The 24,592-nt window shown below is 69.8% G+C and carries 21 protein-coding genes and 1 tRNA gene; 13 read left to right on the top strand and 9 right to left on the bottom strand.

The window, feature by feature from the left end:
- Positions 1 to 80: 80 nt before the first annotated feature.
- Positions 81 to 1,022, bottom strand: coding sequence for a restriction endonuclease (locus ACF1G2_RS03560; protein ID WP_391796641.1), 942 nt, complete (start codon positions 1,020 to 1,022; stop codon positions 81 to 83).
- Positions 1,023 to 1,302: 280 nt separating this feature from the next.
- Between ACF1G2_RS03560 and ACF1G2_RS03555 the strand changes: the two genes are divergently transcribed.
- Positions 1,303 to 1,421 (top strand) — tRNA-OTHER (locus ACF1G2_RS03555).
- A gap of 468 nt (positions 1,422 to 1,889) precedes the next feature.
- Here ACF1G2_RS03555 and ACF1G2_RS03550 read toward each other — a convergent pair.
- Together ACF1G2_RS03550 and ACF1G2_RS03545 are read right to left on the bottom strand one after the other, a co-directional pair.
- The gene (locus ACF1G2_RS03550) at positions 1,890 to 3,845 is read right to left on the bottom strand and encodes an amino acid transporter (RefSeq protein ID WP_391796640.1); all 1,956 of its coding nucleotides are present in this window, start codon (positions 3,843 to 3,845) and stop codon (positions 1,890 to 1,892) included.
- A 245-nt stretch (positions 3,846 to 4,090) separates the two neighbouring features.
- Positions 4,091 to 4,273 carry a hypothetical protein gene (locus ACF1G2_RS03545; RefSeq protein WP_391796639.1) on the bottom strand — a complete coding sequence of 61 codons (183 nt, stop codon included), beginning with the start codon at positions 4,271 to 4,273 and terminating at the stop codon, positions 4,091 to 4,093.
- 161 nt (positions 4,274 to 4,434) lie between these two features.
- Here ACF1G2_RS03545 and ACF1G2_RS03540 point away from each other — a divergent pair, with 161 nt between their 5' ends.
- Positions 4,435 to 6,273 carry an APC family permease gene (locus ACF1G2_RS03540; protein WP_391796638.1) on the top strand — a complete coding sequence of 613 codons (1,839 nt, stop codon included), beginning with the start codon at positions 4,435 to 4,437 and terminating at the stop codon, positions 6,271 to 6,273.
- A 198-nt stretch (positions 6,274 to 6,471) separates the two neighbouring features.
- On the opposite strand, the gene ACF1G2_RS03535 is transcribed toward ACF1G2_RS03540, so the two are convergent.
- From ACF1G2_RS03535 to kdpB (ACF1G2_RS03515), 5 genes are all read right to left on the bottom strand, one after another.
- Positions 6,472 to 7,008, bottom strand: coding sequence for a hypothetical protein (locus tag ACF1G2_RS03535; RefSeq protein WP_391796637.1), 537 nt, complete (start codon positions 7,006 to 7,008; stop codon positions 6,472 to 6,474).
- A 54-nt stretch (positions 7,009 to 7,062) separates the two neighbouring features.
- Positions 7,063 to 7,842, bottom strand: a complete 780-nt coding sequence (locus tag ACF1G2_RS03530) for a GNAT family N-acetyltransferase (RefSeq protein WP_391796636.1) — start codon at positions 7,840 to 7,842, stop codon at positions 7,063 to 7,065.
- 59 nt (positions 7,843 to 7,901) lie between these two features.
- Entirely contained in the window at positions 7,902 to 7,979 is a 78-nt protein-coding gene (locus tag ACF1G2_RS03525) for a 50S ribosomal protein bL37 (RefSeq protein WP_371637667.1), read from the bottom strand.
- Between the two features lie 52 nt (positions 7,980 to 8,031).
- Positions 8,032 to 8,841, bottom strand: coding sequence for an SDR family NAD(P)-dependent oxidoreductase (locus ACF1G2_RS03520; protein WP_391796635.1), 810 nt, complete (start codon positions 8,839 to 8,841; stop codon positions 8,032 to 8,034).
- Between the two features lie 280 nt (positions 8,842 to 9,121).
- Positions 9,122 to 11,290 carry a potassium-transporting ATPase subunit KdpB gene (gene kdpB / locus ACF1G2_RS03515; protein ID WP_391796634.1) on the bottom strand — a complete coding sequence of 723 codons (2,169 nt, stop codon included), beginning with the start codon at positions 11,288 to 11,290 and terminating at the stop codon, positions 9,122 to 9,124.
- Between the two features lie 666 nt (positions 11,291 to 11,956).
- Here kdpB (ACF1G2_RS03515) and ACF1G2_RS03510 point away from each other — a divergent pair.
- The 10 genes from ACF1G2_RS03510 to ACF1G2_RS03465 all read left to right on the top strand — a co-directional run bounded on the left by ACF1G2_RS03510 (position 11,957) and on the right by ACF1G2_RS03465 (position 23,392).
- Positions 11,957 to 12,163: a hypothetical protein gene (locus ACF1G2_RS03510; RefSeq protein WP_391796633.1), complete on the top strand. Its 207-nt coding sequence runs from the start codon at positions 11,957 to 11,959 to the stop codon at positions 12,161 to 12,163.
- A gap of 211 nt (positions 12,164 to 12,374) precedes the next feature.
- Positions 12,375 to 12,464, top strand: coding sequence for a K(+)-transporting ATPase subunit F (gene kdpF, locus ACF1G2_RS03505; protein WP_391796632.1), 90 nt, complete (start codon positions 12,375 to 12,377; stop codon positions 12,462 to 12,464).
- A 56-nt stretch (positions 12,465 to 12,520) separates the two neighbouring features.
- Positions 12,521 to 14,968: an ATP-binding protein gene (locus tag ACF1G2_RS03500; RefSeq protein ID WP_391796631.1), complete on the top strand. Its 2,448-nt coding sequence runs from the start codon at positions 12,521 to 12,523 to the stop codon at positions 14,966 to 14,968.
- 307 nt (positions 14,969 to 15,275) lie between these two features.
- Positions 15,276 to 15,431, top strand: a complete 156-nt coding sequence (locus ACF1G2_RS03495; protein ID WP_198540408.1) for a hypothetical protein — start codon at positions 15,276 to 15,278, stop codon at positions 15,429 to 15,431.
- Positions 15,428 to 15,517 carry a K(+)-transporting ATPase subunit F gene (gene kdpF / locus ACF1G2_RS03490; protein WP_033204243.1) on the top strand — a complete coding sequence of 30 codons (90 nt, stop codon included), beginning with the start codon at positions 15,428 to 15,430 and terminating at the stop codon, positions 15,515 to 15,517. The genes ACF1G2_RS03495 and kdpF (ACF1G2_RS03490) overlap by 4 nt, the downstream gene beginning before the upstream one ends.
- Before the next feature lie 8 nt (positions 15,518 to 15,525).
- Positions 15,526 to 17,190, top strand: a complete 1,665-nt coding sequence (kdpA, locus tag ACF1G2_RS03485; RefSeq protein ID WP_391796630.1) for a potassium-transporting ATPase subunit KdpA — start codon at positions 15,526 to 15,528, stop codon at positions 17,188 to 17,190.
- Positions 17,187 to 19,322: a potassium-transporting ATPase subunit KdpB gene (gene kdpB, locus ACF1G2_RS03480; protein WP_391796629.1), complete on the top strand. Its 2,136-nt coding sequence runs from the start codon at positions 17,187 to 17,189 to the stop codon at positions 19,320 to 19,322. The genes kdpA and kdpB (ACF1G2_RS03480) overlap by 4 nt, the downstream gene beginning before the upstream one ends.
- Positions 19,323 to 19,328: 6 nt before the next feature.
- The gene (locus ACF1G2_RS03475; protein ID WP_391796628.1) at positions 19,329 to 19,994 is read left to right on the top strand and encodes a potassium-transporting ATPase subunit C; all 666 of its coding nucleotides are present in this window, start codon (positions 19,329 to 19,331) and stop codon (positions 19,992 to 19,994) included.
- Positions 19,995 to 20,136: 142 nt separating this feature from the next.
- Positions 20,137 to 20,826, top strand: a complete 690-nt coding sequence (locus ACF1G2_RS03470; RefSeq protein ID WP_391796627.1) for a response regulator — start codon at positions 20,137 to 20,139, stop codon at positions 20,824 to 20,826.
- Between the two features lie 22 nt (positions 20,827 to 20,848).
- Positions 20,849 to 23,392: an ATP-binding protein gene (locus ACF1G2_RS03465; RefSeq protein ID WP_391796626.1), complete on the top strand. Its 2,544-nt coding sequence runs from the start codon at positions 20,849 to 20,851 to the stop codon at positions 23,390 to 23,392.
- Positions 23,393 to 23,417: 25 nt separating this feature from the next.
- On the opposite strand, the gene ACF1G2_RS03460 is transcribed toward ACF1G2_RS03465, so the two are convergent.
- Positions 23,418 to 23,696, bottom strand: coding sequence for a hypothetical protein (locus tag ACF1G2_RS03460; protein WP_391796625.1), 279 nt, complete (start codon positions 23,694 to 23,696; stop codon positions 23,418 to 23,420).
- A gap of 54 nt (positions 23,697 to 23,750) precedes the next feature.
- Between ACF1G2_RS03460 and ACF1G2_RS03455 the strand changes: the two genes are divergently transcribed.
- Positions 23,751 to 24,482: a MerR family transcriptional regulator gene (locus ACF1G2_RS03455; RefSeq protein WP_391796624.1), complete on the top strand. Its 732-nt coding sequence runs from the start codon at positions 23,751 to 23,753 to the stop codon at positions 24,480 to 24,482.
- Positions 24,483 to 24,592 lie beyond the last annotated feature (110 nt).

Below are 24,592 nucleotides of genomic sequence, written 5' to 3'. Positions count from 1 at the left end.
CGTACCGCCTCAGCGGGCATGTAGCGCGAGGCCGGGCTTCGGGCTCTAATTCGATCAGCGGCCCATCACCCGGCTAGCACTCACTCCGAACCCGAAAAGATCTCAGACACCGGCAAGTAGCAGTGTCCCGTTTGGCTGGCATGGCCCTTCTTGCGGTCCAGTAGATCGTCCAATCGGATGCGCTGGTCGAGAACGGCCATGAAGTCGCTGCCGTCCATAGTGATGAAGGGCGTGCTGTAGCTATAGACCGCCAGGGCATCCGAGCTGTAGCCGCTCATGCTGACGTAGAGCCCCAGAGTGTTCTTACCCTTGCGCTCGATGTTGGCCTTGAACACGTCGAGCTCTCTGCGTCCGATGGCGTCCTTCCACCACTTGGCTTCGAGCACGTAGTGGTCCGTGTTGAAGGAGAAGGCGCCATCGATCTGCTCGTGGTCCAGGCTGTAGGACGCCCGCGGCTCCAGGTCGTACAGCGCAAACAGCTCGTTGATGAAGCCCTCGAAGGCGGTTCCCCGCTTGTGTGGGTCGCCGGCCGAGTGCATCACGAGGAACCGCTGCTTCAGCTCCTCGTGAGCCTGAGCGAACGCCCGTCCGTCCTGAGCCTTCCTGGCGCTCTCAGTGATGGCAACGGCATGGGCCTCGTGCTCCTGGACGACCTCTTGATGCTTGGCTGTCCAGCGACGCAATTCCACGACGGCCGCTACGGCCTTCGCGACCATGTCATCGCCGTCGACCTGGTTCGTCAGGTTCGGGAAGGTATCCATGGCGGCGATGTCGAGCATCAGGGCAATGGTCAGATCGAGATAGCGAGCTTCGTTGGCTCGCAAGAGGTTGACCACCTGGCCGGACACTTCACGCTTGGTGGCCCCGAAGTCGACTCGTACCAACAGCTCGCTGTGGTCCTGCAACATGCCTCGGAGGTAGAGCTCAAACGGCTTCTTGTTCCAGAAGATCAGCGTCAGGGCCTCAACGAGAGCCAGGTACGCGCTTGGGTTGATCGTCTTCTTACGAGCACCGGTCTGCATCTGTCCCCCTCCTGCGGGCCACCACTTACGGTCACCGACCAGTAACGGTAGCGCGACGCAGGCTGATGATCTGCCCCTAAGACAGATTGGGTCCGCCGGTCCGTGCGATGCCGCTGGACGGCCCTGTAGGTCAAGCAGGCAGGCGCACGGCGCCGGACGATCAAGTAGCCGATCGGTGAACGCGCCGGGCTTCCTTGAAGCTCAGGTGCCCTCGTGGGGCACATCAGTACCGCGCCGTGGCGTGTCACCGATTTGTCACGCAACCCCAACGCATGCGCACCGGGACGTAGGTGCTCTGACCTGGATGTTTACCGGACTCTGTGGACTGGACGGACGGTGGGGACTGGGCGTCAACTTCTGGGGGTCAAGGGGTCGCAGGTTCAAATCCTGTCGTCCCGACTTGAAAGAGTCGCAGGTCAGAGGCCGTTTCAGAGTAATCTGAAACGGCCTCTGACTCGTTTCTGGGGACCACTTGGGGACCAACTCGCCTTGACCGCGTCAGCGGGCGACCCCGATCGGGCTCGGCAGGGCATGGCTTCGATGCCGTGCCGGATCGCGCTCACGCCGTCCGGCAGGCCACCTGTCCGTTCGCGGTTCCTCGAGGAGCGCCGATCCCGAGCCCGAAGGACCCGGCCCGGCCGGGCCCCTGTACGTGCCGGTCCGGCCGGGAACACACGCGGTGGCGGTCCGAGTCTTTCGTACGCCGCTGGGCGGTCGTACCGCTGTCGGGTTCACCGCCTTGGAGAGCCTGACCGCCACGCTCGGCGTTGAGCAGCCGGTGGGGCGCAGTCGTTGCCCGCGGGGTGCGGCCGGACACGGACGCGGTGTTCTGGCGGCCCGGTTGAGGCTCGCGGGTCGACTGCGGGGTCAGCCCACGTGGACGCGGGGGCGGCGGTCGCGGTCGGGCTCCGCCTCGCGCAGGACCTCGCGGGTGACCGGGGCGACCTCGCCCTGGCCGAGGAGGAAGAAGCGGAGGAAGTTCGCGAACGGGTTGCCCTCGGTCCACTCGAAGTAGACGTGGGGACGGACGCCCGTCATGTCGCGTGCCTGGAGAAGCAGGGCGGCCAGTGCGTTGGGGACGGAGGAGCTCTCCAGCGTCAGGACGCGGAAGCGGTCGTGCAGGACCTCGCCCCGCACCGTCAGGCCCGCCTCGAACTCGGACGGGTCCGTGACCGTCACCTCGACGAAGACGAAGTCGTCGGAGGTCGGCAGATCGTTGTCGGCGCGGATCTGCTCGATCTTGTCGCGGTACTCGGCCACGTCCCGGTTGTCCGGCTCGTTGGCGATGAAGCGCGGGGTGCGGCGGGAGATGTCCTGGATGAAGCGTTCCGCCATGTCGTCGAGCTCGACGTGGGTGACGCGGAGCTCGAAGGCCCTGCCGAGGCGGGAGAGGAGCGAGATGAGGATGATCCCGGCGATGAAGCAGGCGCCGATCTTCACGCCGTCGGGGCGCTCGATGACGTTGACGACGGTGGTGTAGAGGAAGACGGCGGAGATGACGCCGAAGCCGATGGTCCAGCCCCGCTGGCCGGCCTTGCGGGCCGCGATGGTCACGGCGATGGCGGCGGAGCAGATCAGGACGAGGACACCGGTGGCGTACGCGCCACCCTGGGCGTCGACGTCGGCGTCGAAGATCCACGTCACGAGGAAGGCGACCAGGGTGAAGACGATGACCATGGGGCGGACGGCGCGCGCCCAGTGGGGAGCCATGCCGTACTTCGGCAGGTAGCGCGGCATCAGGTTGAGCAGTCCGGCCATCGCCGAGGCGCCCGCGAACCAAAGGATCAGGATGGTCGACACGTCGTAGACGGTGCCGAACGCGTTGCCGAGGTACTCGTGCGCGAGGTAGGCGAGGGCGCGGCCGTTGGCCTTGCCGCCGGACTCGAACTCCTCGTGCGGGATGAGGACGGTGGTGATGAAGCTCGTGCAGATCAGGAAGACGCTCATGATGAGCGCGGCCGTCGTCAGCAGCTTCTTCGTCCCCCGGATGCGTCCGGCGGGGTTCTTCTCCGTGTCGCCCGGCTCACCCTCCACGTGCGGCATGACCGCCACGCCGGTCTCGAAGCCGGACAGGCCCAACGCGAGCTTCGGGAAGACGATCAGGGCGACGCCGATCATGGCGAAGACGTTGCCGTGCTCGGCGGTCAGGGCGGCGGTCCAGTCCGTGACCACGTGGCCCTCGGTCAGGACGTGCCACAGGCCGGTCACGACGACGACCGCGTTGAGCGCGAGATAGACGCCCACGAGGACGACCGCGACACCGATCGCCTCCAGGAACCCCTTGAGGAACACCGCGCCGAGCATCGCGATCAGGACCATGGTGATCAGGACCTGCTTGTCGTGCAGGGCCTCTTCCAGGTGCGGGTTCTCCACCAGGTGGGTGGAGGCGTCCGCCGCCGACAGAGTGATCGTGATGAGGAAGTCGGTCGCGGCGAAGCCCAGCAGGGTGAGGACGAACAGCTTGCCCTTCCAGAAGGAGAGCAGCCGCGACAGCATCGCGATCGAGCCCTCACCGTGCGGGCTCTCCTCCGCCACCCGCCGGTAGACGGGAAGCGCGCCGGCCAGGGTGACGATCACCAGGACGACGGTGGCGATGGGGGAGAGCAGGCCGGCGGCCAGGGCCGCGATGCCGGGCTGATAGCCGAGGGTCGAGAAGTAGTCCACACCCGTCAGGCACATCACTCGCCACCAGCGCTGCCCCTTGTGTCCGGCGTCCGGCGCCGACGCCTTGGGCCGGGAGGGCTTGCCCTTCCCCATGTCGGAGAGGCCCTCCAGCATCCACGCGCGCAATCGTCCGGTGCGCGCGTCCGGTGTGGTGGCCATGGAGGTGCTCCTGAGCTGCTGCTGGATGAGGGGTCCGCCCGTCGTGCGGACGGGCCGGGCCAGCGTAAGCAACACGTCAACGACCGATCAGGCCGGGCGCGTCAGGAAAGCGTCAAGATGCACCGGTCGGGCTCATCCCCGGGGCTGACCGATCGAGGGCGTGTGCCCCTGGCGCGGCAGGAAGACGCCGACGCGTGCCTCGGAGGGAGCGCGCCGATCTTGATGGCAGGGCACCGATGAAGCGGTCATGGGCGGTAGACGAGCTCGATCAGGACGGCCGCGATGAGGAGCCAGGAGCCTACGCCGAGCAGCCACAAAGCGTCGTATGCGACTCCGAGGACGGAGACGGACAGGGCCGCGGCGGCGAGCGACAGCGACATGCGTCGCATGCGGCGGTCCGTGGGTGTCCGCGCGCTGTTTCGGCTCATGGCACGACCGTAGCCCCGTAGGCGCCCACGGTTCCCGAGCGCTCGCGTCAAGAAGGCGTGAGGAGAGCGCCGTCGGGCGCCAAGAACCCGCCAGGAACGATGGAGAGCGCGCTGACCGGGGCACACCCTGAGCGGACCTGAGCACGAAGGAGAACACCCGAATGTCCGCTCTGACCACCGAGAACGGTGCCACGCCCGTCGTCGAGGAGCCCCCGGACACCGGTGCGCGGCACAAGCTCACGGCCGTCACCGGGCTCGCCGCGCTGTCGCTCGACGCAATGGCGTCCGTGGCGTACGGCCCCGAGGCCATCGTCCTGGTCCTCGCGGCGGCCGGCGGATACGGGCTCGGCTTCACGCTCCCGGTCACGCTGGCCATCGCGGGCCTGCTGGCCGTCCTCGTGGCCTCGTACCGCCAGGTCATCGCCGCGTTCCCCGACGGCGGCGGCTCGTACGCGGTGGCCAAGGCGCACCTCGGCCGGCGCACCAGCCTGGTCGCGGCGGGTTCGCTCGTCCTCGACTACGTCCTGAACGTCGCCGTGGCCGTGACGGCCGGTGTCGCCGCCCTGACGTCGGCCTTCCCCGAGCTGTACGGCGACCGGCTGTGGATCTGCCTGGCGGTCCTCGTGCTGATCACGGGCGTGAACCTGCGCGGGATCGTCGACTCGGCCCGCGCGTTCATCGCCCCGACCGCCGTCTTCATCGGCGCGATCCTGGTGCTGATCGTCGTCGGCCTGTTCCGCGACGCCCCCGTCTCCACGGCCGCGTCCGCCGGACACGCCTCCGTCCTCGCCGACAACGCCACCACCGTCGGCGCCCTGCTTCTGCTGAAGGCGTTCGCCTCGGGTTGCTCCGCGCTCACGGGCGTGGAGGCGATAGCGAACGCGGTGCCGTCGTTCCGCGCCCCGGCCGCCCGGCGGGCGATGCGCGCGGAGGTCGCGCTGGGCGCGCTCCTCGGCGTGATGCTGATCGGGCTCTCGGTCCTGATCTCCAGGTTCGGCCTCCAGCCGGTCGAAGGGGTCACCGTCCTCGCTCAGCTGGCCGACGCCTCCCTCGGTCACAATGCGGCCTTCTACGTCGTCCAGTTCGCGACCATGGTGCTGCTGGCGCTCTCCGCGAACACCTCCTACGGTGGTCTGCCGGTCCTGTTGAAGCTGCTGGCCCGCGACAACTATCTGCCGCACGTCTTCGGCCTCAAGGCCGACCGCCAGGTGCACCGCCACGGCGTCGTCTGGCTCGCCGTCGCCTCCGCCGGCCTGCTGGTCTTCTCCGGCGGCGACACCAACACTCTCGTCCCCCTCTTCGCGATCGGCGTCTTCGTCGGCTTCACCATCGCCCAGACCGGCATGGTCCTTCACTGGCGCCGCGAGCGTGCACCTCGCTGGGTGGCGAAGGCTCTGCTCAACGGTCTCGGCGCCGTCCTCACTGGTGCCTCCGCGGTCGTCGTCACCGCCACCAAGTTCCACGATGGCGCCTGGCTGATCGTGATCGCCCTGCCGGTCCTCGTTCTCGCCTTCGAGGCCGTGCACCGGGCGTACGGGAGGATCGGCGAGCGCCTCGGCGTCGGCAGGATCCCCGAGCCGCCGCACCGCGAGCGCTCCCTCGTCCTGGTCCCCGTCTCCTCTCTGACCCGCCTTACCAGCGAGGCCCTTACCGCCGCCGTCTCCCTCGGCGACGAGGTCCGCGCGGTCACGGTCTGCCACCCGGACCCCGAGGACCTGGCCGCCACCGAGGCCCTCGAACGCGACTGGGCCCTGTGGAACCCGGGGGTGCCCCTGGTACGGCTCTCCTCCGAGCGCCGCTCCCTCGGCCGGCCCATCACCGCGTACGTGCGCGACCTGGAGGCGACCGAACCGGGCACCCGGGTCACCGTCCTCGTCCCCGAGGCCGAACCCGAGCACCTGTGGCAGCGAGTCCTGCAGAACCAGCGGGGCGCCGTCGTCGCCCATGCCGTCCGCCGCGACACGAACGCCGTCGTCTGCCGGCTCCGCTTCCGCTGCTGACCACTTCTGGCACTGACCGTTTCCGCTGGTGACCGTCAGGGATCCGTCAAGGACGCCTCCGCCCGGTGCCACCCACGCGGCACCGGGCGGAGGCTTGACGTGTCGGGGGACAGCGGGGGGCTGGACCCTGCGAGGTGGATCATCTGGTCGTCGCCGACCTGGCGGCTCAGGCCGCCGCCCCGCTGGACGACGACAGCCTCAGTGCAGGCCCGAGATCGTGAAGACCGAGTGGGCGGTGTCCCACTCGACGCGGCGGGTGAGCCGGTCGAGGTCCCGCAGGCCTTTCCGGAGAGTGCCGTTCTCGTAGGAGGTCCGCGCGTCGGCCTCCAGTACGAGCCAGAGGGCTGGGTCGGCGAGGAGGACGCGCAGTTCGATCTGGGCCTGGCCGCCGTCCGTGTCGGTCAGTACGAGGCGCTGTTCGATCCCGTCCGGCCAGCGGACGGTCGCGATCCGGTCCGTGCGCACGCTCCTCCGGCTCCACAGGTTCTGGACGGTGACCCCTCCCGGTGCCGCGACGACCCTGGCGGGCAGCAGGATCACGAAGAGCGCGACGGACAGGGTGATCCACATCAGCGCGCTCGACAGGGTCAGCCCGTCGTCCCCGGCATCCACGGTCAGCGACAGGGCGAGAAGGAGGCCCGCGCAGCCGGCGGCGGCGCGGGCCTCGCCGGCCCACTCGCTGTCCTGGACCGTACGGTCGCCGGGCTCCGGCTGCGGGACGAATCGTGGCTCCATGGAACGGACGCCAGAAGCTCTGCCGGCCGCAGCCGGTCCGTCTTGACGCGGTACCTATGTGGCCTCGGCCAACCTTGACGCGCGGCTGACGGGACCGGCGACGTGGTGGACGTACTCGTGGTCCAGCCGGAAGCCCGCCGTCCAGGCGAGGAGACGGCTCGGGCGGTTGTCGCGGGAGCAGCTCCAGCTTGCCCGGTGGCCGCGTGCCGCGATGTCGGCGGTCAGTCCGGCGACGCAGGCCAGGGCGAGGTGCTGACGGCGTTCGTCGGGTGCGGTGGCGCAGGCGACGTCCTCGTAGCGGTGGCCTTGGTACCGGCTGCAGGCCACGGCGAGGACCCGGCCCTTGCGGACCGCCACCCAGCCGAGGCCCGACGCGGCGAGGGCGGCGGGTCCTTCCCAGCTCTCGTGGATCCAGGCCATGGACGGGTCGAGCGCCGCGAGCGCCCACGTGTCCTCGACGGCCAGGCGGCGGACTGTCACGCCCCGGGGGACGCGGGGCACGACGGCCTCGGCGCGGTGGATGTAGACCATCCGCTCCCACGGGACGAGCTGCTCGAAGGCGGCGCCGAGGACGGGGACGAAGCGGCCCGGAGTCTCGACATGGTGCCGGGCGAGTGGGGCCAGTTCGTCCGGGGTGACAGCGCTGGGGTCGCCGGCCAGAAGGGCGTGTCCGCCGCACGTCACCGCCACCACGCGGGGCTCCTCGGCCCGGTCGGGCCACCACTGGCCGTGGCCGTTGGTCAGGACGTGCTCGGCGAGGGCCCCGGTGCCGGGCGCGCCGGACAGGAACACACGGGCAGGGGCAGGTGGTTGGTGGGACGCGTGCGGGATCACGGGCACTCCTGGTGCGGAAGGAAGAGGGGCGGCCCGTGGTGTGGGCCGCCCCCAGGGGTTCAGCGGGCGCCGGCCCTGCGGCCGTGGTTCGCCTTCTTCTTGCGGCGGTCCTTCTTCTTGCGGGCGCGCTTCGACATTGCGGTACGGGTTCCTTTCAGGCCGTGTGGGCCGCGCACGGTGTGCGGGGCGTCAGGCGCTCTGGCCGACGAGAAGGTCGGCGAGCTTGGTGAGGCGCTTGACGGTGCGCTCCTCCGAGGCGGCGGGTGCGGGGGCGACGCGGTGTTCGCGGTCGTAGTAGGCGCCGTTGACGATCTCGATGGCCGGGTCGCAGAGCCGTACGACATGCGCCGCGCCCTCGGCCGGCGACACGCCCTCGTGGGCGTAGAGGGAGAGGAGGCTGGTGGTGCAGATGCCGGGGTGGACGGAGACGGCGGTGACCCGCGGGTCGGCGGCGAAGACCGTCAGGGCGAGCTGCGACTGGGCGTAGGCGGCGAGGCGCGAGTAGCGGCGTACCCGGTTGGGGTCGTTCCACGCGATGGAACCGGTGCGGTGCAGCGAGGACGAGACGTTCACGACCCGTCCGCCCGTCCCGCCGGTGAGCGCGGGCTCCAGGAGGTGCGTCAGCAGGTAGTGGGCGAGGAAGTTGACCTGGAACGCGATCTCGTTGCCGTCGGCCGTCACCGTGTGCCGCTCGGGAGCGGCCATGCCGGCGTTGTTGACGAGGACGTCGAGGCGCGGGTGCTCGGCCAGGATCCGGGCGGCGAGCTGTTCGACCTCCTCCAGGCGGGTGAAGTCCGCGCCGAAAGCGCACAGTCGGGACCCGTCGACGTCGGCGAGGGTGACGAGCCGGTCGGTGGCGGCGTGCGCCTCCTCGGCGGTGCGGCCGTGGACGAGCACGGTCGCGCCGCGTTCGGCGAGGAGCCGCGCGGTCTGGTAGCCGATGCCGGAGGTGGCACCGGTCACCAGGACCGTACGGGAGGAAAGGTCGGATACGGACATGACGGGTCAGTCCCTCAGGGGTGAAAGGTGTGCACGGGTACGAAGAAGGGGCGCCGGACAGCGGATGTCACGACGCCCCGGGACGATGCGGAGGTGCGTCAGCGGCGGGCGGACGTCTCCGGACAGCGGGGCTCACGACGGGGCGCCTGATGAGGCGGCCGGTCGGTCTGGAGCCATGCGCTGTTCATGCTTCCCATCGAACCCGCAACGGAAGTCCCGGACAAGGTGAACAGCGTTTCCCTGACGCCCGCTTGATGCTGGTTCACCCCGTCCCTCGGGTTCACCCGAGGCCGGGGACGGCGGAGACGATCAGGTCGATGACCTTGATGCCGAGGAAGGGCAGGACGAGTCCGCCGAGGCCGTAGACCGTGAGGTTGCGGCGGAGCAGGTCGTGGGCGGAGGCGGGCCGGTAGCGGACGCCGCGCAGGGCGAGGGGGATGAGGGCGACGATGATCAGGGCGTTGAAGATGATGGCCGAGGTGATGGCCGAGGTCGGGCTGTGGAGCCCCATGATGTTCAGCGCCTCCAGGCCCGGATAGGCGCCGGTGAACATGGCTGGGATGATCGCGAAGTACTTCGCGACATCGTTCGTGATCGAGAAGGTGGTCAGCGCGCCTCGGGTGATGAGGAGTTGTTTGCCGATCTCGACGATCTCGATGAGCTTGGTCGGGTAGGAGTCGAGGTCGACCATGTTGCCGGCCTCCTTGGCGGCCGACGTGCCCGTGTTCATCGCCACGCCGACGTCCGCCTGCGCGAGCGCGGGGGCGTCGTTCGTGCCGTCGCCGGTCATCGCGACGAGCTTCCCGCCCTCCTGCTCCCTCCTGATGAGGGCGAGCTTGTCCTCGGGGGTGGCCTCGGCCAGGTAGTCGTCGACGCCGGCCTCGTGAGCGATGGCGCGCGCGGTCAGCGGGTTGTCGCCGGTGATCATGACCGTACGGATGCCCATGCGGCGCAGCTCCGCGAACCGCTCCCTGATGCCGTCCTTCACCACGTCCTTGAGGTGGACGATGCCGAGGACGCGGGGGCCGTCCCAGTCGTTGACGGCGACCAGGAGGGGAGTGCCGCCGGCCCCCGAGATCTGATCGCTCCAGGCGCGCGCCTCTCCCGCCACCCTCCCGCCGTACATCTCGACCCAGGCGATCACCTGCGCCGTCGCCCCCTTGCGGATGTGGCAGGCCGCGCCGTTGTCCCAGCGCAGGTCGATCCCGCTCATCCGGGTCTGCGCGGTGAACTCCACGAACCTGGCGTTCGCCAACTCCCCCTCGTCCGGCGCCCGCAGCCCGTACCGCTCCTTCGCGAGCACCACCACCGACCGGCCCTCGGGCGTCTGGTCGGCCAGCGAGGCCAGCTGCGCGGCGTTCGCAAGCTGTGACTCTTCGACGCCGGGCAGCGGGACGAAGTCGGCAGCCACCCGGTTGCCAAGGGTGATCGTCCCGGTCTTGTCGAGGAGGAGGGTGTTGATGTCACCCGCGGCCTCGACGGCACGTCCCGACATGGCGAGGACGTTGCGCTGCACGAGCCGGTCCATGCCCGCGATGCCGATCGTGGAGAGCAGCGCACCGATCGTGGTCGGGATCAGGGTCACCAGCAGGGCGACCAATACGGTCGTGGAGGGGGCGGCGCCGGCGTAGGTGGCCATGGGCTGGATTGCGACGACGACCAGGACGAAGACCACGGTGAGGGCGGCGAGCAGGATGTTCAGCGCGATCTTGTTCGGTGTCTTCTGCCGGGAGGCGCCCTCGACCAGGGCGATCATCCGGTCCATGAAGGAGTGGCCGGGGCGTGAGGTGACCCGTACGACGATCCGGTCGGACAGCACCGTCGTACCGCCCGTCACTCCCGTCCGGTCGCCGCCCGACTCGCGGATGACCGGCGCGGACTCGCCGGTGACGGCGGACTCGTCGACCGCCGCCACGCCGTCGACGACGTCGCCGTCGGCCGGGATCAGCTCGCCCGCCTCGACGAGCACGAAGTCGAACAGCTGGAGGTCCGTGGCGGCGACCGCCTCCGTCTCCGCCCGGTCGAGGTCCGTGCCGTACCGCCAGTGTTTCAGCCGCAGAGCCACCGTGTCCGTGCGCGCCTTGCGCAGTGACTCGGCCTGGGCCTTGCCGCGGCCCTCCGCCACGGCCTCGGCGAGGTTGGCGAAGATCACCGTCAGCCACAGCCAGACGCTGATCACCCAGGTGAACACTGACGGGTTGAAGACCGCGGAAAGCGTCGTCAGCACCGAACCGACGCCGACGACGAGCAGGACCGGATTCCGTACCAGGGCCCGTGGATGCAGCTTGCGCACGGCATCCGGGAAGCACTTGACCAGCTGTACGGGTTCGAGCAGCCCGCCCTGCGCCGAGCGCCGCCGTTTCGGTGCGGGGGCCGGGTAGCGGGGCGGAGCGGACGGCGTAGGCGTAGGGGGAGCGGAGGGCGCCCGGTGAGGCGCGCGGGATCGCATCGCAGAAGACCTTCTGGTGAAGCCCGGCCCCGCCCGATCGGCGACGGCCGGGAGAGCACGGCAGGGCCGCCCTCGTCCGCATGCCGTGGGCTCACAGAGGACTTCCGGTGCCCACGGGACGGCTGCGGACGGACAGCGACGCTCGCGGAGCGGGGGCACGGGAGTCGGATGGGAGGCTGCCGTGCCCCCGCGGTCCGGGGACGAACAGGCCACTGACGTCCACGGGCCGGGTGAGCGACCGAGAAGAAAACTAGGCCCACGGGAAGCCCGCAGCGACACCGGAACGCCCGAATTGACGTCTCTCTGACGGACGTTGGCTCTTGCCGTCAAGGGCCCGTCAAATCGGACCGACGGAGCGTCAGGGCCACGTCAACGCTTTCGGAAGGTGGCCGAAACGAACCACAGACTCCTCACCACGGGGGATCGGACAACCGTCCGAGGTGCCGAGGTGGGAGGGATGCGTGGTGACCACTACCGGTAGCGCGCACGGTCCGGAAACGACGGCCTGGACCGTCACCATCGCACCCGCGACGGTTGTACGAGCGGTGGGCCGTCCCGGTCCGCGACCACGAGGGGGTCGCGGACCGGGACGGCCCGTCCGCCGGCCCCCGCCGTCAACGCCCCCGAACGTGTGAGGAATCGCCTTCGCGCGCTACGACGCCGCTCGTGGGGCACGCCGCCCGCCCGGCTGCGCCTGCTGCGTACGGCGATCCCGCTGCTCACAGCAGCCTCCGCCGAGTCGGTGATCACGGCTGGATCGGCGCCTCCGACACCTGGGGTGCCGTCGCCGACCCTCACGCCTCGCGCGCGGTGAGCGCCGCCGGCCTCGACCACGCGCTCGCCGGGCGCCTGCCCTGGGCGTCCCCCGCCTGATCGCCGCCGTCGCGCTGGCCGCCCTGGGATCGAGTCCGCGCCTCGCTGAGTTCCGCCGACCGAGCGAGCTGCGCGCCAGAGATCCGCCAAGACGCCGTCAGCATGCGACGGCGCCCCGCAAGGGACCCGTCAAGGTGCTCCTACGCGCGCCGCGCACCGGGTTTCCTCGCAACAGGACACCCGTAGGGACTCACCAGGGAGTGAAGCGCTCATGAGCGTGGAGAACGTGGTCGGACTGCTCGTCGCCGTCGGTATCGTCGGCTATCTCGTGGCCGCGCTCATCCGCCCGGAGAAGTTCTGAACCTTCCCGCGCCGTCGGGGCCCGTCGACCCGGAAGTCCGTCCGGGGCGACTCAAGGTGTTCGTCGGTGCCGCCACCGGGGTCGGCAAGACCTACCGCATGCTGGACGAGGGCCGGCGCAGAGCCGCACGCGGTGCCGACATCGTCGTCGGCATCGCCGCGTGCAATGGCCGCCCACACACTGAGGCGCTGCTCGCCGGCCTGGAGATCCTGGAGCCCGCCCGCGCCGTCCACGGCGGCCGGGTCCGCCCCGAGCTCGACCTCGACCGGGCCCTGCGACGCGCGCCCGCCCTGGTCCTTGTCGACGACCTCGCCCACACCAACGCACCGGGCCACCGCAACGCCCACCGCTGGCAGGACGTCGAGGAGCTGCTCGCCGCCGGTATCGACGTCGTCACCACGGTCAACGTGCAGCACCTGGAGTCGCTCAGCGACGTCGTCGAGAAGATCACCGGGGTGCCGCAGGGAGAGACCGTGCCCGACGCGGTCGTGCGTCGTGCCGACCAGATCGAGCTCGTGGACATGGACCCGCAGGAACTGCGGCGCCGGATGGCCGACGGCAACATACGCCCGCCCGAGGAGGTCGATGCCGCCCTCGCCAGCTACTTCCGTGCGGGCAACCTCATCGCGCTGCGCGAACTGGCCCTCCTGTGGGTGGCCGACCGGGTCGACGAGGCCCTGCGAAAGTACCGCTCCGAGCGCGGCATCGGCGGGGTGTGGGAGATCCGCGAACGGATCGTCGTCGCCCTCACCGGCGGCCCCGAGGGCGACACCCTGATCCGGCGTGCGAGCCGGATCGCCGCCCGGACCGCCCAGGGCCGGCTGCTCGCCGTGCACGTCGTGCGCAGCGACGGCCTCGCGGCGGGCACCTCGTCCGCCGCCCTCGCCCGCCAGCGGCGGCTCGCGGAGAGCCTCGGCGGCAGCTACCACACCGTCGTCGGGGACGACGTCCCCACGGCCCTCGTGGAGTTCGCCCGGGCCGAGAACGCCACCCAGCTAATCCTGGGCACCAGCCGGCGCGGCCGACTCGAACGCTTCCTGACAGGAAGGGGCATCGGCGAGACGACCGTCGCGCTCTCCGGCGACATCGACGTCCACACGGTCACCCACGAGCGGGCGGGACACGGCAGGCTGCTCCCCTCCCGCCGCCGTACGCTGCCGGTCTCGCGACGCATCGCAGGGTCGCTCGCGGGGCTCGTCCTGCCGGTCCTGCTCACGCTGCTCCTCGACCACACGCGGGGAGTGTTCAACCTGACCAGCGAGGCGCTCCTGTTCCTCGCCACCGTGGTCGGCGTGGCCTGCCTCGGCGGAGTCGTCTCGGCGCTCGTCACAGCCGTCACCGCGTCGTTGCTGCTCAACTACTGGTTCACACCGCCTGTGGGCGCCTTCACCTTCGCCGACGCCGACAACATGCTCGCCCTGGGCGTGTTCGTCCTGGTTGCCGCCGTCATGGCCGGAGCCGTGGACCGCTCCCTACGGCTGTCCCGACGCGCGGCGCGGGCCACCGCCGAGGCGGAGACCCTCTCCTCGCTCGCCGGGTCGGTGGTACGCGGTGACCACACGGTTCCCGCCCTGCTTGCCCGTACTCGCGAGATCTTCGGCGCCGACTCCGCCGAACTCGTGCCGGCCGCACGGCTCACCGCCGCGCTCGCGGGCGATCCCGCCGTCAGCCAGGTCGCCGTCGGCGACGGCCACTTCCTCGTCCTGCGCGGCAAGACCCTGCCGTCCTCGGACCGTCGCGTCCTGGCGGCCTTCGCCGCCCACGTCACCGCAGCCGCCGAACGGGCCCGGCTCGCCGAAGCCGCCGCCGAGGTGGAGCCCGTCCGGGCCGCCGACCGGATGCGGACGGCGCTCCTGGCAGCCGTCAGCCACGATCTGCGCACACCCCTCGCCGCCGGATGGGCCGCCGTCGCCTCCCTGCGCAGCACCGACGTCGAGTTCACCGCGGACGAGCGGGACGAACTGCTCGCCACCGCCGACGAGTCCATGGGCCGACTGGCGCGGCTCATCGACAACCTCCTCGACATGAGCCGCCTCCAGGCGGGCGCACTGAACCTTTCACTCCGCCCCACGGCGCTGGAGGAGGTCCTTCCTGCGGTGCTCGACGCCCTGCCCTCCGACGCCGCGCGACCCGTCCTGCACGGATTCGAGCAGGCGCCGCCGGTCTTCGCCGATCCGCCGCTGCTCGAGCGAGTGATCGCCAACCTGGTGGGAAACGCGAGCCGATACGCTCCACCCACCCACCCCGTCCTGCTCACCGTGAGCGCGCTGGCCGGCCGGGTGGAACTGAGAGTCGTCGACCGGGGCCCTGGACTCCCTCCCAGCGATCGGGAGCGGGTATTCGAGCCGTTCCAACGTCTGGGCGACACGGACAACACCACGGGCGTCGGTCTCGGACTGGCGCTCGCTCGCGGTCTCACCGAGGCGATGTCCGGCACGCTGACCCCGGAGGACACCCCGGGCGGCGGCCTGACCATGGTCGTCTCGCTGCCGAGCGCGGTCTGAGACGGCGGTAGAACGGGCCTCTGGCCCGCCTGCGCACCACCGACCACAAGGTCGTCGTCATCGAGCGCGACCCGGCGGCCGGGGCGTCGCTCACGCCCGTGAGCTGGGCGCTGGGGACCCGGTCGTCCCGGCGACGAGCCGGCAGGGACTGGACGTACGCATGTCCGGGGTGCAGCCGCACCCGCCGGGGCGCAGACGGGAACGGGCGGGAGAGTGACCTGGTTCCGCGCCGGGAGCCGGGGAGCCGTAGAGGACGCGTCAAGAGCGTGCTGCGCCGCGTAAGAGGGCCGTTAACGAGAGCCGATCCGTGGCCGAAAGGCGATTTCCTCATCTCGTCCGAGAATCCGTTCTTCCTTCTTCCTGCATCCGGGAGCTCACGATGGCCGATGTGGCCTTCGTCGTCACCACGATCGCGGTCTTCGCGCTGGTGGCCTTCATCGCCAAGGGGGTGGCCAAGCTGTGAGTGCCGAGAACATCGTCGGTCTGCTGGTGGCCGCCGCTCTGCTGGGCTATCTCGTCCTCGCCCTCGTCAAGCCGGAGAGGTTCTGAGTACGACCATGAGTCCTGTTCTTGCTGGAGTCCTCCAGCTTCTGGCGTTGACCGTCGCCCTGGGTCTGTCGTACCGGCCACTCGGTGACCACATGGCGCGGGTGTACTCCTCGGAGAAGCATCACAAGCCCGAGAAGTGGATCTACAAGGCGATCGGTGCGAACCCGACCGTCGAGATGCGCTGGCCGGCGTATCTGCGCGGTGTCCTGGCCTTCTCCGCGGTGAGCGTCCTCTTCCTCTACCTGCTCCAGCGGCTCCAGGGTTCGCTGCCCGGCTCGCTCGGCTTCGTGTCGATCGACCCGGACCAGGCGTTCAACACCGCCGCCTCGTTCGTGGCGAACACCAACTGGCAGTCTTACTACGGCGAGCAGGCCATGGGCCACGTCGTGCAGACCGGCGGCCTGGCCGTGCAGAACTTCGTGTCGGCGGCCGTCGGCATCGCGGTCGCGGTCGCGCTGGTGCGAGGTTTCGCCCGGTCCCGCACGGGCGAGCTGGGCAACTTCTGGGCCGACCTGGTCCGCGGCACGGTCCGCGTCCTGCTGCCGATCTCGGTGATCGGCGCACTGGTCCTCGTCGCGTGCGGTGCCATCCAGAACTTCGCCGGCATCCACGAGGTCGGTCAGTTCATGGGCGGCACGCAGCAGTGGAACGGCGGTGCGGTCGCCTCCCAGGAGGTCATCAAGGAGCTGGGCACGAACGGCGGCGGCTACTTCAACGCCAACTCCGCTCACCCCTTCGAGAACCCCAACGGGCTCTCCAACCTCTTCGAGATCTACCTGATCCTCGTCATCCCCTTCGCGCTCACCCGCACCTTCGGTCGCATGGTCGGCTCGCTGAAGCAGGGTTACGCGATCCTCGGCACGATGGCCGCGATCTGGCTCGGCTTCACGGCGCTGATGATGTGGACCGAGTTCGCGCACCACGGCCCCGCCTTCGACATCGCCGGCGGTGCGATGGAGGGCAAGGAGACCCGGTTCGGGATCGGCGGCTCGTCGATCTTCGCGGTCGCCACCACGCTGACCTCCACGGGAGCGGTGAACTCCTTCCACTCCTCGTACACCGGCTTCGGCGGCGGCATCACGATGCTGGGCATGCAGCTCGGCGAGATCGCGCCCGGCGGCGTCGGCTCCGGCCTCTACGGCATGCTGATCATGGCGATCATCGCGGTGTTCATCGCCGGCCTGATGGTCGGCCGCACCCCCGAGTACCTGGGCAAGAAGATCGGCACCCGCGAGATCAAGTTCGCGGCCTGCTACATCCTCGTCACCCCGGCCCTGGTCCTCGGTTTCACCGCCGTGGCGATGGCCCTGGACACCCCGTCGAACTCGATGACCAACTCCGGCGCGCACGGTTTCTCCGAGATCCTCTACGCCTACACCTCGGGGGCGAACAACAACGGTTCCGCCTTCGCGGGTCTGAACGCGGACACGCAGTGGTTCAACAGCACGATCGGCATCGCGATGCTGCTCGGCCGGTTCCTGCCGATGGTGTTCGTGCTCGCGCTGGCGGGTTCGCTGGCCGAGCAGACACCGGTGCCCGAGACCGCGGGCACGCTCCGGACGGAGAAGCCGCTGTTCACCGGCCTCCTCGTCGGCACCATTCTGATCATCACCGGTCTCACCTACTTCCCGGCCCTCGCGCTGGGACCGCTCGCCGAAGGGCTCGCGGCATGACCAACGACGTAAAGAAGCACGAGGACGACGTGTCCACCACGACTGCGACCAAGGCGCCCCACGGCGACCTGTCCGGGGGACACCACGCTCCCGGGCGGATCGGCGGAGGGCTGTTCGACCCCAAGCAGCTGATCAAGTCCTTCCCCGATGCGATCAAGAAGCTCGACCCGCGCGTGATGATCAAGTCGCCCGTCATGTTCGTGGTCCTGGTCGGCTCGGTCGTCACCACCGTCCTCGCGGTCAAGAACCCGGGGGACTGGTTCGGCTGGGCGATCACCGTCTGGCTGTGGCTGACCACGATCTTCGCCAACCTGGCGGAGGCGGTCGCCGAGGGCCGCGGCAAGGCCCAGGCCGACACCCTGCGCAAGGCCAAGACCGACACCGTCGCCCGCCGCCTCGTCGGCAGGGACGAGGAGCGGGTCCCCGGCACCGAGCTGCGCATCGGGGATCTGGTGGTCTGCGAGGCCGGCGACATCATCCCCGGCGACGGTGACGTCGTCGAGGGCGTCGCGTCGGTCGACGAGTCGGCCATCACAGGCGAGTCCGCCCCGGTCATCCGTGAGTCCGGCGGCGACCGGTGCGCGGTGACGGGCGGTACGAAGGTGCTCTCCGACCGGGTCGTCATCAAGATCACGACGAAGCCCGGCGAGACCTTCATCGACCGGATGATCAACCTGGTCGAGGGTGCCGCCCGGCAGAAGACGCCGAACGAGATCGCCCTCAACATCCTGCTGGCGTCCCTCACCATCGTCTTCCTGCTCGCCGTCGTCACGCTGAAGCCGTTCGCGATCTACGCCGGGGCCGACAAGCAGACCTCCCTGATCGTCCTGACCGCGCTCCTCGTCTGCCTCATCCCGACGACGATCGGCGCCCTGCTCTCCGCGATCGGCATCGCCGGCATGGACCGGCTCGTGCAGCGCAACGTGCTGGCCATGTCGGGCCGTGCCGTCGAGGCCGCGGGTGACGTCTCCACGCTGCTGCTCGACAAGACCGGCACCATCACGCTCGGCAACCGCCAGGCGTCGGAGTTCGTCCCCGTGAAGGGCACCACGGAGGCCGAACTGGCCGATGCCGCACAGCTCTCCTCCCTCGCCGACGAGACGCCCGAAGGCCGCTCGATCGTGGTCCTCGCCAAGGAGAAGTACGGCCTGCGCGAGCGCCACCAGGGCGAGCTCTCCCACGCCACGTGGATCGAATTCACCGCACAGACCCGTATGTCCGGTGTCGACGTCGACGGCAAGCAGACGCGCAAGGGCGCGACCGGCTCGGTCGTCGCCTGGGTTCGTGAGCAGGGCGGCGAGGTGGCCGCCGACGCTGAGACCCTGACTGACCGGATCTCGCAGGCCGGCGGTACGCCGCTGCTCGTCGCGGTCAAGGACGACAAGGGCGCCCGCGTCCTGGGCGTCGTCCACCTCAAGGACGTCGTCAAGGAGGGCATGCGGGAGCGGTTCGACGAGCTGCGCCGCATGGGCATCAAGACGGTCATGATCACGGGCGACAACCCGCTGACCGCGAAGGCCATCGCCGAGGAGGCGGGCGTCGACGACTTCCTCGCCGAGGCCACCCCCGAGGACAAGATGGCCCTCATCAAGCGGGAGCAGGCGGGCGGCAAGCTCGTCGCGATGACCGGCGACGGTACGAACGACGCCCCCGCGCTGGCCCAGGCGGACGTCGGCGTGGCGATGAACACGGGCACGTCGGCCGCCAAGGAGGCCGGCAACATGGTCGACCTCGACTCCAACCCGACCAAGCTCATCGAGATCGTCGAGATCGGCAAGCAGCTCCTCATCACCCGGGGCGCGTTGACGACCTTCTCGATCGCCAACGACGTGGCCAAGTACTTCGCGATCATCCCCGCGATGTTCGCCGTCGCCTACCCGTCGCTCGACAAGCTCAACATCATGGGCCTGGCTTCGCCCGAGTCCGCGATCCTCTCCGCGGTCGTCTTCAACGCCCTGATCATCATCGCCCTGGTGCCGCTCGCCCTCAAGGGTGTCCGCTACCGGCCGTCCAGCGCGGACTCGATGCTCCGACGCAACCTGGGCATCTACGGCCTGGGCGGCCTGATCGCCCCGTTCATCGGCATCAAGATCATCGACGTGCTCCTCTCCCTCATCCCCGGAATCGGTTGATCCACGATGAACAACTCAGCAGCGAACACCGGCCGAGTGCTGTGGGCGGGACTTCGCGCCCTCCTCGTCCTCACCGTGATCACCGGTGTCCTTTACCCGCTCGCCGTCACCGGCATCGCCCAGCTGGCCTTCCCCGGCAAGGCGAACGGCTCCGAGATCAAGAGCGAGGGGAAGGCCGTCGGATCCGAGCTCATCGGCCAGACGTACAACCTGCCGCTCAAGGAGGGCGAGGAGACGGCGGCCCCGGACCTGAAGTGGTTCCAGCCCCGCCCGTCGAACGGCCTCGGCTCCAACAGCGTCAACACCCAGTACTCGATCATCCTCTCCGGCGCCACGAACCGCTCGGGCGACAACGAGGACCTGATCCAGTGGGTCAGGGACGCCAAGGCCGCCGTGGTCAAGGACAACTCGGTGAGCGGCTACACGGTGAAGCCGTCGGACGTCCCCGCCGACGCGGTTACCTCCTCCGGTTCGGGCCTGGACCCGCACATCTCCCCGGAGTACGCCGAACTCCAGGTCCACCGGGTCGCGGAGAGGAACCACCTCACCGTCGCCCAGGTCGACAGGCTGGTCGCCGACCACACCGACGACCGCATCCTCGGGTTCATCGGCGAACCCAGGGTCAACGTCCTCCAACTCAACATCGCGCTCAAGGAATTGACCAAGGGCTGATGGCCTTATCGAAGCGGCATGGGAGCCGGCGGACCCGGGAGCGCCCCGGGTCCGCCGGCTCCTGCAGCACGACGGACGACACGAGCCACACGAAGTGCAAGAGCCACACGGACCGCACGTACAAGAGGAAGGCAGCACGCCGATGACGCGGGTGCTGGTGGTCGAGGACGATTCACAGCTCGCACGAGCGCTGGTGATCAACCTGCAAGCGCGCCGATACGTGGTGGACGCGGCGCCGGACGGTGCCACGGCACTGTCCCTCGCCGCTTCCGAACCACCGGACGTGCTGATCGTCGACCTGGGGCTGCCGGACATGGACGGCGTGGACGTCATCAAGGCGCTGCGCCGCTGGAGCCGTTCCCCTGTGCTCGTCCTCTCGGCGCGTAGTGGTTCCGAGGACAAGATCCGTGCACTCGACGCCGGCGCCGACGACTACATGACCAAGCCCTTCAGCATGGACGAGCTCCTGGCCCGGCTGCGGGCCGCCACCCGTCGATCGGCCGAGGCGCCCGCGCCCGAACCGGTCGCAGGGGGCCGGGTCAGCACCGACGACTTCACCGTCGACCTGGTGGCCAAGAGGGTGCGGCGCGCGGAACGCGACGTACGGCTCACCCCGACCGAATGGCATCTGCTGGAAATACTGATCTGCAACCCGGGGCGGCTCATCAGCCAGCGCCGACTGCTCCAGGAGGTATGGGGCCCGAGCTACGGCACGAAGACGAACTACCTGCGGGTCTACATGGCCCAGCTGCGACGCAAACTGGAAGTCGACCCGTCGCATCCCCGCTATCTGATCACCGAACCCGGTATGGGCTACCGGTTCGAACCGTAGAGCCGTAGGAGAGACGCAGAACATGGGACGCGGAAAGCTGCGCATCTACCTGGGAGCGGCGCCGGGCGTCGGCAAGACGTACTCCATGCTCTCCGAGGGGCACCGGCGCGTCGAACGCGGCACGGACTGCGTCGTCGCCTTCGTGGAGCACCACGACCGGCCCCGTACCGAGGTGATGCTGCACGGCCTGGAGATGGTTCCGCGCCGGGTCATCGAGTACCGGGGGACGTCCTTCACCGAGATGGACGTGGATGCCGTCCTGGCGCGGCGGCCCGCCGTCGCGCTCGTCGACGAGCTGCCGCACACGAACGTCCCGGGCTCGCGGAACGCCAAGCGCTGGCAGGACGTCGAGGAGCTCCTCGCGGCCGGCATCGACGTCGTGTCGACGGTCAACATCCAGCACCTGGAGTCCCTCGGGGATGTCGTCGAGGCCATCACGGGCATCCGGCAGAAGGAGACCGTCCCGGACGAGATCGTCCGGCGCGCCGACCAGATCGAGCTGGTCGACATGTCGCCCCAGGCACTGCGCCGCCGCATGGCGCACGGCAACATCTACACGTCGGACAAGGTCGACGCGGCCCTCTCCAACTACTTCCGGCCCGGCAATCTGACCGCCCTGCGCGAGCTGGCCCTGCTGTGGACGGCCGACCGGGTCGACGAATACCTGCAGGAGTACCGGACCGAGCACCGCGTCTCCAAGATCTGGGGCTCCCGGGAACGGATCGTCGTCGGCCTGACGGGCGGTCCGGAGGGGCGGACCCTGATACGCCGCGCGGTGCGGCTGGCCGAGAAGGGCGCGGGGGGCGAGGTCCTCGCCGTCTACATCTCGCGCAGCGACGGTCTGACCTCGGCCTCCCCGAAGGAGCTGGCGGTCCAGCGGACCCTCGTCGAGGACCTGGGCGGCACGTTCCACCACGTCGTCGGCGACGACATCTCCGCCGGGCTGCTCGAGTTCGCGCGCGGGGTGAACGCCACCCAGATCGTGCTCGGGGTGAGCCGCCGCCGTTCCTGGCAGTACTTCTTCGGCCCCGGTGTCAGCGCGACAGTCGCCCGCGAGTCCGGGCCCGACCTCGACGTCCACATCGTCACGCACGACGAGGCCGCCAAGGGCCGTCGGCTGCCGGGCCCCGGGGGCGCCCGGCTCGGCCGTTCCCGCACCATCTGGGGCTGGCTCGTCGGCCTGGCCGGTCCGGCCCTGCTCACGCTGCTGCTCAGCACCGCCGTCCCCGACGTGGGCCTGGCCAACGACGTTCTGCTCTACCTCACGCTCACCGTCGCCGCGGCGCTCCTGGGCGGACTCAAGCCGGCCCTGGCCTCCGCGGCCGTCGGATCGCTGCTTCTGAACTGGTTCTTCACCCCGCCGATCCACGAGCTCACGATCGCCGACCCGCGCAACATCGTCGCGCTGGTGATCTTCGTGGGGGTGGCGATCTCGGTGGCCTCGGTCGTGGACCTCGCGGCGCGCCGGACTCACCAGGCCGCCCGGCTGCGGGCCGAGTCGGAGACCCTGTCCTTCCTCGCCGGGGGCGTGCTGCGGGGCGAGACGACGCTCGAAGCGCTCCTCGAACGGGTCCGGGAGTCCTTCTCCATGGAGTCGGTCGCCCTTCTGGAACGCCCCGGCGAGACGGAGCCGTGGTCCTGTGTCGCCGTCGTGGGCCACCGGCCGGCCGATCGCCCGGAGGACGCGGACGTGGACATGCCGGTGGGCGACCACCTGGCCCTCGCCCTGTCGGGCCGGGTGCTGCCGGCGGAGGACCGGCGGGTGCTCGGTGCCTTCGCGGCACAGGCCGCGGTCGTTCTCGACCGTCAGCGGCTTGTGGGCGAGGCGGAGGAGGCTCGGAAGATGGCGGAGGGCAACAAGATCCGTACGTCGCTCCTCGCGGCCGTCAGCCACGACCTGCGTACGCCGCTCGCCGGTATCAAGGCATCGGTCACGTCACTGCGCTCCGACGACGTGGAGTGGTCGGAGGAGGACCGCGCCGAGCTTCTCGAAGGCATCGAGGACGGCGCCGACCGTCTCGACCACCTCGTCGGCAACCTGCTCGACATGTCCCGGCTGGAGACAGGCACCGTCACTGCCGTCATCCGGGAGACCGACCTCGACGAGGTCGTCCCGATGGCATTGCTCGGCGTCCCCGAGGACAGCGTGGAACTCGACATCCCGGAGACGCTCCCGATGGTCGCCGTCGACCGCGGCCTCCTGGAACGGGCCGTCGCCAACGTCGTGGAGAACGCGGTCAAGTACAGCCCGCCCGGGCAGTCCGTACTCGTCTCGGCGAGTGCTCTGGCCGACCGCGTCGAACTACGGGTCGTCGACCGGGGCCCCGGAGTCCCCGACGAGGCCAAGGACCGCATCTTCGGTGCTTTCCAGCGCTACGGCGACACCCCGCGAGGCGAGGGAGTCGGTCTCGGCCTGGCGGTGGCGCGCGGGTTCGTGGAGGCGATGGGCGGCACCCTGACGGCGGAGGACACCCCTGGCGGCGGGCTGACCATGACGGTGAGCCTGCGGATGGCCGCCGGCTCCCCACCGTCCCTCCCGGACCTTGCGGCCGAGGCGACCACCTGACACGGGCGCGCCGGGGTCGGTCCCGCTACGCGCCACCCGGTGCCTTCAACAGCCGCTCCAGCTCACTCCCGGCCTCGTCGTACCCGGCGTCGGAGATCCGTTGCAGCTCGCGCAGGTCGCCGGCCGCCGCGGCGCGCCGGGTGAGGAGGAACCCGGCGCGCATGGATCCCTCGTCCAGCAGTTCGCTCAGTTCTCCGAGGTCGCCGGCCGCGTCGACAAGGTCGGCCAGCCGGTCCAAGGCGGTCTCGTTGCCCTCGTCGGCGAGCTCGCGCAGGGTCTCCCGATCGATGTTCACGTTCTCCATGACGCCATGGTGCGACCCTGCCCCTGGGGAAAGGTCAAGTGGGACGATGGCCGGGTGATCACCATCGGGCAGTTGGCCGGCTACGTCGGCGTGTCGATCAAGACCATCCGCGTCTACCACGACAAGGGGCTGCTCCCCGAGCCCGAGCGCGACGCCTCCGGCTACAGGCGGTACAGCGCCGACGACGTCATCGACCTCATCAAGATCCGGACGCTCGCCCGGGCGGGCGTCCCCCTGGCCCGCATCCGCGACCTGAGATCAGCGGCCGACGAGGAGTTCCAGGAGGCGCTGCACGGGATCGACGAGGAGCTCAGCGCCCGCATCCGTGACCTTCGGGCGACGCAGAGACGCCTGCGGCGACTCGCCGCCGGGCAGCTGGCACCAGTTCCTGAAGAGGTCGCCGCCCACCTGGAGCACCTTGCCGACTGGGGATTCACCCCGCGCTGGGTGGACCTCCAACGCGACCTGTGGATCCTCGTCTTCGCCACCCACCCGGACCACGCGGGCGTGCTCTTTCGCGACCAGTCCGAGTCCCTCGCCGACCCGGGACTACGGCAGCTGTTCCTCGACTACGACCAAGCGCACGACCTCGACGCCCAGGATCCCCGCATCGACGACCTCGCCCGCCGGATTGTCGAGGCGACCAAGGCGCGCTACGGCTCCGAGGAACCACCCCACCTGGATGAGGGTTCCGACATCCCTTCACTGATCCAAGGCACGGTCAACGCCTCGTCCCCTGCATGGCAGCGCGTCGACACACTCATTCGGCAACAGCTCAACGCGTGAGGCGAAACTGCCGGGTGTGCTGACACGCCCAGAGGGCCGGACGTGGACCGGTCTGCCCCGGCGACGGCTCTCCGGCCTCCACTACTCGGTGGTACCGTGTAGTGGTACTC

The organism is Streptomyces sp. NPDC013457, from assembly GCF_043089925.1.
Classification (GTDB): domain Bacteria; phylum Actinomycetota; class Actinomycetes; order Streptomycetales; family Streptomycetaceae; genus Streptomyces.
The sequence above is the reverse complement of the archived record's forward strand: the minus strand, read 5'-3'. Positions and strand labels throughout refer to the sequence as shown.

Coding starts and splice junctions, on each gene's coding strand:
- ACF1G2_RS03560 (WP_391796641.1), bottom strand. CDS start 1,022: ATGCAGACCGGTGCTCGTAAGAAGACGATCAACCCAAGCGCGTACCTG.
- ACF1G2_RS03550 (WP_391796640.1), bottom strand. CDS start 3,845: ATGGCCACCACACCGGACGCGCGCACCGGACGATTGCGCGCGTGGATG.
- ACF1G2_RS03545 (WP_391796639.1), bottom strand. CDS start 4,273: ATGAGCCGAAACAGCGCGCGGACACCCACGGACCGCCGCATGCGACGC.
- ACF1G2_RS03540 (WP_391796638.1), top strand. CDS start 4,435: ATGTCCGCTCTGACCACCGAGAACGGTGCCACGCCCGTCGTCGAGGAG.
- ACF1G2_RS03535 (WP_391796637.1), bottom strand. CDS start 7,008: ATGGAGCCACGATTCGTCCCGCAGCCGGAGCCCGGCGACCGTACGGTC.
- ACF1G2_RS03525 (WP_371637667.1), bottom strand. CDS start 7,979: ATGTCGAAGCGCGCCCGCAAGAAGAAGGACCGCCGCAAGAAGAAGGCG.
- ACF1G2_RS03520 (WP_391796635.1), bottom strand. CDS start 8,841: ATGTCCGTATCCGACCTTTCCTCCCGTACGGTCCTGGTGACCGGTGCC.
- kdpB (WP_391796634.1), bottom strand. CDS start 11,290: ATGCGATCCCGCGCGCCTCACCGGGCGCCCTCCGCTCCCCCTACGCCT.
- kdpF (WP_391796632.1), top strand. CDS start 12,375: ATGAGCGTGGAGAACGTGGTCGGACTGCTCGTCGCCGTCGGTATCGTC.
- kdpA (WP_391796630.1), top strand. CDS start 15,526: ATGAGTCCTGTTCTTGCTGGAGTCCTCCAGCTTCTGGCGTTGACCGTC.
- kdpB (WP_391796629.1), top strand. CDS start 17,187: ATGACCAACGACGTAAAGAAGCACGAGGACGACGTGTCCACCACGACT.
- ACF1G2_RS03475 (WP_391796628.1), top strand. CDS start 19,329: ATGAACAACTCAGCAGCGAACACCGGCCGAGTGCTGTGGGCGGGACTT.
- ACF1G2_RS03470 (WP_391796627.1), top strand. CDS start 20,137: ATGACGCGGGTGCTGGTGGTCGAGGACGATTCACAGCTCGCACGAGCG.
- ACF1G2_RS03465 (WP_391796626.1), top strand. CDS start 20,849: ATGGGACGCGGAAAGCTGCGCATCTACCTGGGAGCGGCGCCGGGCGTC.
- ACF1G2_RS03460 (WP_391796625.1), bottom strand. CDS start 23,696: ATGGAGAACGTGAACATCGATCGGGAGACCCTGCGCGAGCTCGCCGAC.